Here is a 9,806-nt window from a genome sequence, read left to right on the forward strand (position 1 = left end):
CCGAACACGACCAGCGGCGCCTGCGACGGCACGAGTCCGAACACGGACAGCGCCAGGGTGCCGAGCGCGACCGCGCTCCCGAAGCGGAAGCGGTCGATGTCGACGACCTGCCGGAGGTACGGCTGGAGCGCGACGACGCTCAGCGCGAAGCCGACGGCGACACCGCCGGCGGCGGCGGCGCGCAACATCAGGGCGGGGTCGTGTTCCAGAACCAGGGCCGCCTGCCCGGGCTGGACGCTGGCGATGAACCCGAGGCCGATGATGACGCCTGGGGACGGCAGGTAGTCGCCGATGGTGGAACTGGCCGTCTTCGCGGCGATCGCCAGGATGACGAGCGCGGCAAAGCGCTCGAACGTCGGGATGTCGACGATGGTCGCGATGGTCGGGGCGAGCGCGGCCTCGGCCGCGGCGACGACGACGAGCGGCGTCCCGACGACGAGCACGGTGACGGCCTGCGACCGGGGGTCGTCGTCCATCTCCGCGAGGATGACTGCGAGCGTCGCGCTCCCGCCGAAAACGAGCAGGCCGACCTGCGCGATGCCGGCGGGGGTCTCCAGGGCGCCCGCCAGCACGAGCGCCGCGAAGATGCCGTCGACTAGCGGGAGCAACATGACCGTCGCCAGCAGCCGAGTGTCGCCGCCGACGCGTTCCTCCAGGCGGAGGGCGATTGGGTGGCGTGAACTACTCATACACTACCGGGCCAATCTGGACGGGGTGTGGCTGGACCGGCGATACGTGGGCGCCCGCGTCGTCGTGGCTGGAAGCGGGAGCGCCGTTTTGCCGAACCAGAACCGCTCCATCAGTGTGCCGAAAAATGTGAGTACGCCGGAGAGACCGCGCTGATTGCCGGCAGTACCTGCCGCACTGGGACTGATGGAGTCCATACCTACACCAACCGGGGTCGTACGCATAAAGATTGTGTGAGACGTGGCCACATATGGTGTAGTACCGAAACCGCCTTTTAAGTACGTAGCTGCGGTCCGAAACCGGGAGTTGACATTGGCCGAAAATACGCCGACGCCGACCCTAGATTCCTGACGTTCGTACGAACGTTCGACAGCTGCTGTACGTTCGTACAACCGTGGCAGTGCGGGAATGCACGTACGTGCTGAACCCTGGGCCCCATAGTGAGTTGTTGGCGCACGTTCAACCAATCTCGCAACGTTTTTGCCACAGGCGCCACGACGGTTTACATGGCGCAGGACCCCTCGACCGGCGGCCGATTCTCCGACAAACTTCGCGTGCCAGAGGCATTGACTTTCGACGACGTACTCCTCCGACCGGCGGAGAGCAACGTCGAACCAGACGACGCCGACGTCGGCACGCGCGTGTCCAGGAACGTCGAAGTGAACACGCCCGTGCTGTCTGCTGCGATGGACACCGTCACGGAGTCCGATCTCGCCGTCGCGATGGCGCGCGAGGGCGGCCTCGGCGTCCTCCACCGCAACATGGAGGTCGAAGACACCGTCGCGGAAATCGAGCGCGTCAAACAGGCCGACGAACTCGTCATCAGCCGCGAGAACGTCGTCACGGCGTCCCCCGACCAGACCGTCAGCGAGGTCGACCGACTGATGAGCAGCGAAGGCGTCTCCGGCGCGCCAGTGGTCGACGACGACGACGAAGTCCTGGGCATCATCTCCGGGACCGACATCCGTCCGTACCTCGAGGTCGGCGAGACCGACGCCGTCAGCGAAGCCATGACCGACGAGGTCATCACCGCCAGCGAGGACGTCACTGCCCGCGACGCCCTCGAACTGATGTACGAACACAAGATCGAGCGCGTCCCGCTGGTCGACGAGGAGGACCGCCTCGTGGGCCTCGTGACGATGCAGGGCATCCTCAACCGCCGCGAGCACGGGAACGCTGCACGCGACGAAGATGGACGCCTCCGCGTGGGTGTGGCGGTCGGGCCGTTCGAGGCCGACCGCGCGACCGCCGCCGACGACGCCGGCGCCGACGTGATTTTCATCGATTGCGCGCACGCGCACAACCGTAGCGTCATCGACTCCGCCCGCGACATCAAGCAGACCGTCGACGCGGACGTCGTCGTCGGCAACGTCGGCACACGCGAGGCCGCCGAAGCCCTCGTCGGCTTCGCGGACGGCCTGAAGGTCGGCATCGGACCTGGCTCCATCTGTACGACGCGCGTGGTCACGGGCGCCGGTATGCCCCAGATTACGGCCATCTCCCAGGTCGCAGACGTCGCCGCCCCCGAGGGCGTGCCCGTCATCGCGGACGGCGGCATCCGGTACTCCGGCGACGCCGCGAAAGCCATCGCCGCCGGCGCAGACGCCGTGATGCTCGGCTCGTACTTCGCCGGCACCGACGAAGCACCGGGCCGCGTCATCACGATGAACGGCAAGAAGTACAAGCAGTACCGCGGCATGGGCTCGGTCGGCGCGATGCAGTCCGGCGGCGGTGACCGCTACCTCAAAGAGGAGGACGAGGACGAGGAGTTCGTCCCGGAGGGCGTCGAGGCCGCGACGCCGTACAAGGGCCCGCTCTCCCAGGAACTCCACCAGCTCGTCGGCGGCATCCAGTCCGGCATGGGGTACGTCGGCGCCGAGACGCTCCCCGAATTCAGGGAGCGCGCCGAGTTCGTCCGCGTCTCCGCTGCGGGCCAGACAGAGGGCCACCCCCACGACGTCATGATCACTGACGAAGCGCCGAACTACAGCCCGCAGAGCGAGTAACCGCGGCTGGCGGGCGCACCAACGAGAACCACTCCCTGACCCGTCTCGGGGTTCTGTTCGTCGTCTCACAACTCCCGTTCAAACGTACGCCCGGCCGATTCCGAGCGATTCCGGCAGCGACCGGGCCTGCCGGCGCACAACAGCCCAGGTCAGAGTCCTTTTCCGTCGACCTCGCAGCGTGGGCTACAGAACTGGTTCTGTGCCGCGTTCGCGTCCTCGAACGCCTTGAACTCAGAGTCGCAGTGCTGGCACTCGTAGGTTTGGAAGGGCATGTGTGTCGGTTACTGGGTCTGCAAAAAGTGCGTTACGGTGCACCACTTTTCCGGTCCGCGCCCGACAGTCAGGTATGGCCGAGTGCACGTACTGCGAGCAGGACTTGGAACAGTACGACGCCGTGCTAGTCGACCGCGAGACGGACGACGGGCGTACACAGGAGGGCGCGTTCTGTAACTACGGCTGTCTGTCGGCGTGGCTCGACGAGACGGACGCGGCCACCGGCGCCTGCTGTCGCATCGACGTCTGAGGCGACTTCGGACGCCCGCCTCGGGCGGCCCAGACAGAATGACGGACGTTCCAGGGGCTGTGGACCCTGACCGCCGCAGTCAGGCGTTCCCGCCCGTGACGACGACCGGGCGGTCCGTGTTCAGGATGACAGACTGCGTGACGCTACCGAAAATCGCCTTCCCCGCCGGTGAGCGCTTCCGACCGCCGAGGACGATGGCGTCGACGTCGTGGTCCTCCGCCTCCACGATGATGTCCTCGGTCGTGTCCCCGGAGTCGTCGCGCACCTGCACCTCGACGTCCGCTTCCTCGAGGTGTTCCCGTGCGCGACGCACTGACTGCACGCGTGTCGCGGACTTGAACTGCTGGATGTCCTCGGGCAGATCCTCGGTGTCGCCCGTGAACACGAACAACAGGATTGCCTCCACGCTCTCGTCAGCGTGGGGGAGATTCGTCACGTATCGAGCCTGTGCGACCGCTCGGTCCACGTCGTTGTCGACCGGAACTAGTACGCGATACATACGTGCAGGCTCTCCCGTTGGGGGCTTAAAACTACGCGCCCCGTCATACCTTGACTGACCGACCGTGACCGGACGCACGCCCGACCTCACTGGTCGGTTACCCCCTCGGCCAGTGGGCGGGACAATTCACTGTCTACTTCTCGGCGTCGGATCACGCAATCCATGCGGCGTCTCGACGCCGGTACCGAGTATGAGAAAGCGGGCCGGGCGCGATTTGAACCGGAATCAGACGGTCGCTCACTTCGTTCGCGCCGCGTCTGATAGGGCTCAAATCGCTCGCCCGCGACACGACCGCAAAACGACGACAGCGACATACCAGTCGCTCGCGGTCGTCGTCAGTGAGTAGCGGGCCGGGCGCGATTTGAACACGCGACCGACGGATTAAGAGTCCGTCGCTCTGCCAAACTGAGCTACCGGCCCAACGCAATCAATCGTTTGGTGGTGCGACTAAAATACGTTCTGATTCGGGATGCCATCCACGGTACGGCTTTATGGTCCGGCCGGGGGAAGGCGCGTGTATGTCAGTCGAACCGCCGACCCTTGAACGGGACGACGTGCACGTCGTCGACGACGACCGCTATACAGGCGATTCGGTCGCGCTCGTGACCGGTGCGGCGTCCGGAATCGGACGTGCGACGGCCGTCGCGCTCGCCGTGAACGGCCTCACGGTCGCGGCGCTTGACGTGGACGCAGACGGCCTCGGGGAGACGAGCGCGAAGGCGACGGATCTGGAGGCGCCTGGCGAGGTCCGGCCCGTGGAAGCGGACCTGACCGACGACGACGAAGTGATCGCTGCGGTCGAGGCGGCGGCCGACCTCGGCGACCTGCGGTTCGTCGCGAACATCGCGGGCATCCAGCACGTCGCGCCGCTCGAGGAGTTCCCTATGGACGTCTACGACACGATGCAGGACGTGATGGTGCGGGCGCCGGTGCTCGTCTCCAAGCACGCGCTCCCGCTCATCCGGGACGCTGGCGGCGGCGCCGTCGGGAACATGGCGTCCGTGCACGGCCACTACGTGACCTCGGACAAGGTCGCATACAACGTCGCGAAGTTCGCGCTGCGCGGCCTCACGCAGTCCATCGCCGCCGAGGGTGACGGCGACGTGCGGTCGTTCTCGGTCTCCACGGGCTACGTGAAGACGCCGCTCGTCGTCGACCAGATTCCAGACACTGCCGCGGAGCGCGACATCACGGAGCGCGAAGTCGTCGAGGACGTCATGCTGGGGCAGGCTCGCGCCACGGAACTGATGGACCCGGTCGACGTCGCGAACCTGTTCGTGCTCGGGTTCTCGAAGCTCGCCAGCCACCTCAACGGCAGCGACCTCACATTCGACGACGGCATGACGCTGACCTACGAGTAGGCCGTCCCTACGCGACCGGGAACGGTCGCGTCCTCCCAGTCGAACGGCCGGCCACAGGTCGGGAAGGTTAAGTGACGGCCTGCGTTATCCCGGGACATCATGAGTAGCCGGGCAACCATCTCCTCGATGTCCACGTACGCCATTCTCGGCTGTGGGAGCGTCGGCCACGCCGTCGCCGAGGAGTTGGTCGAACGCGGGAAAGACGTCCTCATCGTGGACCGCGACGAGTCCCGAGTGGAAGCCCTCCGCGACCAGGACCTGAACGCGCAGACCGCGGACATCCGCGACGAGGACGTCGCCGGACTCGTCGCCGACCGGGACGTCGTCCTGGTGATGGCGTCGGACGTCGAGGCGAACGAAGCCGCGGTGGCGAACATTCGCGGCCGCGACGACGACCAGTTCATCGTTGCTCGCGCGAGCGACCCGGTCACGAGCGACGAACTCCGGGAACTCGGCACGGACGTCGTCATCAATCCGTCGTCGGTCATCGCGAACGCGGCGCTCCGGGCGCTGGAGTCCGGCGAACTCGAGTACAAGGCCCGCCAGCTGGCGGACGTCATCGGGGCGTCCGAGGACCGCCTCGCCATCGTCACCCACGACAACCCCGACCCCGACTCCATCGCAGCGGCGGCCGCACTGGCAGCCATCGCCGACCACCTCGGCGTCGAGGCAGACATCCTCTACTTCGGGGACATCGGCCACCAGGAGAACCGCGCGTTCGTGAACCTCCTGGACATCGAACTCACGCCCTACGGGGACGTGGACATCGACGACTACGACACGATCGCGGTCGTCGACCCCGCGAAGGCCGGCGAAGTCACCCTCGACCGGCAGGTCGACATCTTCATCGACCACTACGAGGTCGAGGGACAGATCGAGTCCGAGTTCGCGGACGTCAGGCCGAACGTCTCCGCGACGTCGACGATCCTCACGAAGTACATCCAGGAGTTCGACCTCTCGGTCAGCCAGGAGGTCGCGACCGCGCTGTTGTACGGGATTCGCGCCGAAACGCTGGACTTCCGGCGGGACACCACGCCCGCTGACCTGACCGCCGCAGCCTACCTCTACCCGTTCGCGGACCACGACACACTCGAGCAGGTCGAATCCCCGAACATGAGCCCGGAGACGCTGGACGTGCTCGCGGAAGCCATCACGAACCGCGAGGTCGAGGGCAGCCACCTCGTGTCGAACGCGGGGTTCATCAGCGACCGGGACGCGCTCTCGCAGGCCGCCTCCCAGCTGTTGAACCTCGAGGGCATCACGACGACGGCCGTCTTCGGCATCGTCGAGGACACAATCTACCTGGCTGCGCGCTCGAAGGACATCCGGCTGAACATCGGCCGCGTGCTCGCGGACGCCTTCGAGAACATCGGCGAGTCCGCCGGCCACTCCACGCAGGCGTCCGCCGAGATTCCGCTGGGCATCTTCACGGGCATCGAAGCCACCGAGGAGAACCGCGACACGCTCCTGTCGCTGACCGAGGAAGCCGTCACCCGGAAGCTGTTCGACGCGATGGGCGTCGAGAGCGAGAGCGGGTCGAACGGGAGCTAACCTCTCCTCCGAGGACGGGTCCACCTGTACGGATTTGGGTCCGCCCTCGATGAGTCACAACTCGACACCCGCTGTCTCCGTGCGGCCGTACGGCTACGTCTCCGAAAACCCAGTTCTCTACGCGCTTCCAGACCGCGGCCTCGCAATCGGCAACGGTGCGGCCGGTGACCACGACGCGTTGGCCGACCGATTCGACTACGTGGTGTCCGCGACCGGCGAGCCACGTGCTCTCACCACCCACCACTGTCCACTCATAGACGGGGCGGACAACGCGTGGCGGGCGTTCGAATCAGCCGCCGAGACGACGTGTGCGCTCCACGAACGGGAGGGGACGCTGCTAGTTCACTGCCGGGCCGGCATCTCGCGCAGCACGACCCTCGCAGCAACGGCTGTTGCGTACGATGAGGGGCGCTCGTTCGTCGACGCACTACACGTCGTACTGGAGAGTCATCCGGATGCCGTCCCGCACCCCGCGCTCCACCAGCAGGCCGTCCAGTATCTCGCCGCTCACGTCTGACCGATTCCGCGTGTGGTCGGCCTTTTGTCGGAGCCTCGTCCCGAGAACGTCGCGGTGAGAGTCCGCTCTTCGAGAATCAGACAGCGACTTCGCCTTCTTCCTCGGTGGATTCGTAGCGTTCCACGATGTCGTTGATGAGGACGACGTCGCCGACGGCCCGCACCCAGCGATACGGAATGATGACGCCTTTCTCGCCGGTGGCTTCGTTCGCGAACAGGTCCGGGTTGAGCGCGCTGAGCGCGAGGCCGTTCACCACTTCTGTGTCCAGGTTCAGGCGGACGTCCTCTACTTCCCCCACGAAAACGCCGTTGTTCGAGTACACCTCGCGGCCGACGAGCGAGGTGATTTCGTCTGCTTCGGAGTCCATGCTCTCGTGAATGTCTTGGTGCCCCTTAAGTGTTCAAGCCCGGCGTCGCGCGGGCGTCGGACATCTCCCGGGTCACACCCTCAGAATCACTAGATTTCACTCGCGCGAGTACCGAATTCGGTTCCGGTCACGTCGGTTTCGGAAGCCGTGATCAACGCCTCACTCGAAGCCGTCCAGAACCGTCCCGAGCGCCTCGAGCGCTGGGGCGACTTCGCTGGGACTGCGGCCGAGACTCACGCGGATGTACTCGTCGTTGCCGAAGAAGCGGCCGGGCACCACGAGCAGGCCGTCCTCCCACGCGGCCTGGGTGACCGCGTCGCCGTCCGCGTTCTCGGGGTCGAGGAACGCGAACGACGACCCCTCGGCGAGGAACCCCCCGACGTCGTCGCGGGATTCGAGGAACTCGCGGAGGAGGTCGGCGTTCTCCGAGAGAAGCGTCCGCGACCGGTCGGCCAGGTGGTCGGCGTTGTGCAGCGCGCGCTTCCCGAGCGCGCGACTCGTGTCGGCGACGCCGAGGAAGTGGTAGGCGATAGCGCGCGCGCGGTCGACGAACGCTTCGTCGGCGACCAGCCAGCCGATCCGGAGATCGTCGAGGCCGTAGAACTTCGTGAGCGAACTCGTCACCACCGTATCCTCGAGGCCGGCCGCTGTCGGGCCGCCGAACGGACTGTCGCGCGGGTCGGACACGTACGGCGCGTACACCTCGTCGACGAGCAGGCGACCGCCGCCGTCGCTGACCGCGTCAGCGAGGTCCGACAGCGTCTCCCGGTCCGAGAGCGCGCCGCTCGGGTTGTGGCGGTTCGTCACCGTGACGAGGCGCGTCCAGTCGGTCATCGCGTTCTCGACGCGCTCGACGTCGAGGCTGTAGTGGTCGCCCCGCAGGAACCGGTCGATTTCGGCGCCGAAGGCGGCCGGCGACTTCACGAGCGGCTCGTAGCCCGGCTTCTCCACGAGCACGCGCTGTTTCTTCTCGGCGTCCTCGTCGGGGCCGCGGTGGAGCGCGGTCGCCGCGGCGACGAGGTTCGCCATCGTCGCACCGGCGGTCACCAGCACTTGCTCGGGTTCGACGCCGTACTCGCCGGCGATCTGGGTTTCCAGCGTCGCACCCGTCGGCGGGTCGTCCAGTCCCTCCAGGGGCGCCGGAACGATTTCGGGTTCGTGGTCGCGGGCGCCTCGCAGGTCGCTCGACCCCAGGTCGTACAACGCGACGTCCGGTCGCCCGGAAATCCACTCGAGGTACTCCAGCCGCGGGAACATACAGGGGAGTGCGGCCGCACGCCGGAAAGTAGTTACCGCTCGGAGCGGCCCGGCCGGAGTCGTGGTTCGCTCTTTCCGGGTCCGCGAGGCGGGCGAGCGAACCCGTCGACCACCGGAAGCCGTTAGGTGGTCCAGTCTCGTAGGCCCCATCGTGGACGACCTCGCCGACTGGCTCCGGGACCGCCCGTACTACGCGGGCCAGATCGTCGACGAGCGCACGCTCGACGCCCGGGAGGCGCGGACGCGCGACGTCGACCTCGAGTCCCGACTCGCGTCGGCGCTCGCGGACCGCGGCATCGACGCGCTCTACGACCACCAGGCCGACGCCATCGAGGCCGTCAGAGACGGCGACGACGTCGTCGTCGCGACACCGACCGCAAGCGGGAAGAGTCTCGCATACACGGTCCCGGCGTTCGAGCGCGCAATGGACCACGGCGGCCGCACGCTCTACGTCGCGCCCCAGAACGCCCTCGTCGCCGACCAGGCGGAGATGCTGTCGGACCTCGCCAGAGACCTCGGATTCGGCAACCGCGTGCAGGTGGACACCTACACGGGCCGCCTCTCGCAGTCCGAAAAACGCGGCGTCCGGGACCGCCAGCCCACCCTCCTCCTGACGAACCCGGAGATGATTCACTACGCCCTCCTGCCGCACGGCCATCGGCTCTGGGAGTGGTTCTTCTCGGGGCTGGAGACGGTGGTGCTCGACGAGGTCCACGAGTACCGCGGCGTGTTCGGCGGCCACGTCGCACACGTGATGCGGCGACTGCGCCGCGTCTGTGACCGGTTCGACAGCGAACCGGACTTCGTCTGTTGCTCGGCGACTATCGGGAACCCCGTCGAGCACGCCGCCCGCGTCACGGGAAAACCGGAGGCTGGATTCGCGCTCGTCGACGAGGACGCCAGCGAGCGCGGCCCGCGGAACTGGCTGCTCTGGAACCCGCCCGAGCAGGACGGCGGCGAGGGCCGCAGGCGCTCCCCGCACGTCGAGACCAGGCACCTGATGGCCGACCTCGTCACCAGGGGCCACCAGACGCTCGC

The 9,806-nt window shown here is 67.1% G+C and carries 11 protein-coding genes and 1 tRNA gene; 6 read left to right on the forward strand and 6 right to left on the reverse strand.

Features of this window, described 5'->3' with window-relative positions; translation table 11 throughout:
* Nucleotides 1–689: DUF5794 domain-containing protein (locus GRX66_RS12865; protein ID WP_159526924.1), on the reverse strand; the 689-nt coding region annotated here is incomplete at its 3' end.
* 504 nt (nucleotides 690–1,193) lie between these two features.
* Between GRX66_RS12865 and guaB the strand changes: the two genes are divergently transcribed.
* The gene (gene guaB / locus GRX66_RS12870; RefSeq protein WP_159526925.1) at nucleotides 1,194–2,693 is read left to right on the forward strand and encodes an IMP dehydrogenase; all 1,500 of its coding nucleotides are present in this window, start codon (nucleotides 1,194–1,196) and stop codon (nucleotides 2,691–2,693) included.
* A gap of 149 nt (nucleotides 2,694–2,842) precedes the next feature.
* Here guaB and GRX66_RS20335 read toward each other — a convergent pair whose 3' ends face one another.
* Nucleotides 2,843–2,965: a hypothetical protein gene (locus GRX66_RS20335; protein WP_267903087.1), complete on the reverse strand. Its 123-nt coding sequence runs from the start codon at nucleotides 2,963–2,965 to the stop codon at nucleotides 2,843–2,845.
* 74 nt (nucleotides 2,966–3,039) lie between these two features.
* Between GRX66_RS20335 and GRX66_RS19555 the strand changes: the two genes are divergently transcribed.
* Nucleotides 3,040–3,216 carry a hypothetical protein gene (locus tag GRX66_RS19555; protein WP_201293012.1) on the forward strand — a complete coding sequence of 59 codons (177 nt, stop codon included), beginning with the start codon at nucleotides 3,040–3,042 and terminating at the stop codon, nucleotides 3,214–3,216.
* Nucleotides 3,217–3,295: 79 nt separating this feature from the next.
* Here the strand turns inward: GRX66_RS19555 and GRX66_RS12875 are convergent, their stop codons facing one another.
* Nucleotides 3,296–3,715: a universal stress protein gene (locus tag GRX66_RS12875; RefSeq protein ID WP_159526926.1), complete on the reverse strand. Its 420-nt coding sequence runs from the start codon at nucleotides 3,713–3,715 to the stop codon at nucleotides 3,296–3,298.
* Nucleotides 3,716–4,061: 346 nt separating this feature from the next.
* Nucleotides 4,062–4,135: transfer RNA gene (locus tag GRX66_RS12880), tRNA-Lys, on the reverse strand.
* A 98-nt stretch (nucleotides 4,136–4,233) separates the two neighbouring features.
* Between GRX66_RS12880 and GRX66_RS12885 the strand changes: the two genes are divergently transcribed.
* From GRX66_RS12885 to GRX66_RS12895, 3 genes are all read left to right on the forward strand, one after another.
* Nucleotides 4,234–5,076 carry an SDR family oxidoreductase gene (locus tag GRX66_RS12885; protein WP_159526927.1) on the forward strand — a complete coding sequence of 281 codons (843 nt, stop codon included), beginning with the start codon at nucleotides 4,234–4,236 and terminating at the stop codon, nucleotides 5,074–5,076.
* A 99-nt stretch (nucleotides 5,077–5,175) separates the two neighbouring features.
* Entirely contained in the window at nucleotides 5,176–6,627 is a 1,452-nt protein-coding gene (locus GRX66_RS12890; RefSeq protein ID WP_159526928.1) for a DHH family phosphoesterase, read from the forward strand.
* A 49-nt stretch (nucleotides 6,628–6,676) separates the two neighbouring features.
* Nucleotides 6,677–7,144, forward strand: coding sequence for a protein-tyrosine phosphatase family protein (locus tag GRX66_RS12895; RefSeq protein ID WP_159526929.1), 468 nt, complete (start codon nucleotides 6,677–6,679; stop codon nucleotides 7,142–7,144).
* 76 nt (nucleotides 7,145–7,220) lie between these two features.
* Here the strand turns inward: GRX66_RS12895 and GRX66_RS12900 are convergent, their stop codons facing one another.
* Nucleotides 7,221–7,511 (reverse strand): PRC-barrel domain-containing protein, encoded by a 291-nt coding sequence (locus GRX66_RS12900; protein WP_159526930.1) that lies wholly within the window; start codon nucleotides 7,509–7,511, stop codon nucleotides 7,221–7,223.
* A 159-nt stretch (nucleotides 7,512–7,670) separates the two neighbouring features.
* Nucleotides 7,671–8,768: a pyridoxal phosphate-dependent aminotransferase gene (locus GRX66_RS12905; protein ID WP_159526931.1), complete on the reverse strand. Its 1,098-nt coding sequence runs from the start codon at nucleotides 8,766–8,768 to the stop codon at nucleotides 7,671–7,673.
* A 151-nt stretch (nucleotides 8,769–8,919) separates the two neighbouring features.
* On the opposite strand from GRX66_RS12905, the gene GRX66_RS12910 reads away from it, so the two are divergent.
* Nucleotides 8,920–9,806, forward strand: an 887-nt coding sequence (locus tag GRX66_RS12910; RefSeq protein ID WP_325064105.1) for a DEAD/DEAH box helicase, incomplete at its 3' end; no start/stop codon positions are given.

Origin of the sequence: Halobacterium bonnevillei (assembly GCF_009831555.1) — an archaeon.
Taxonomy (GTDB): domain Archaea; phylum Halobacteriota; class Halobacteria; order Halobacteriales; family Halobacteriaceae; genus Halobacterium; species Halobacterium bonnevillei.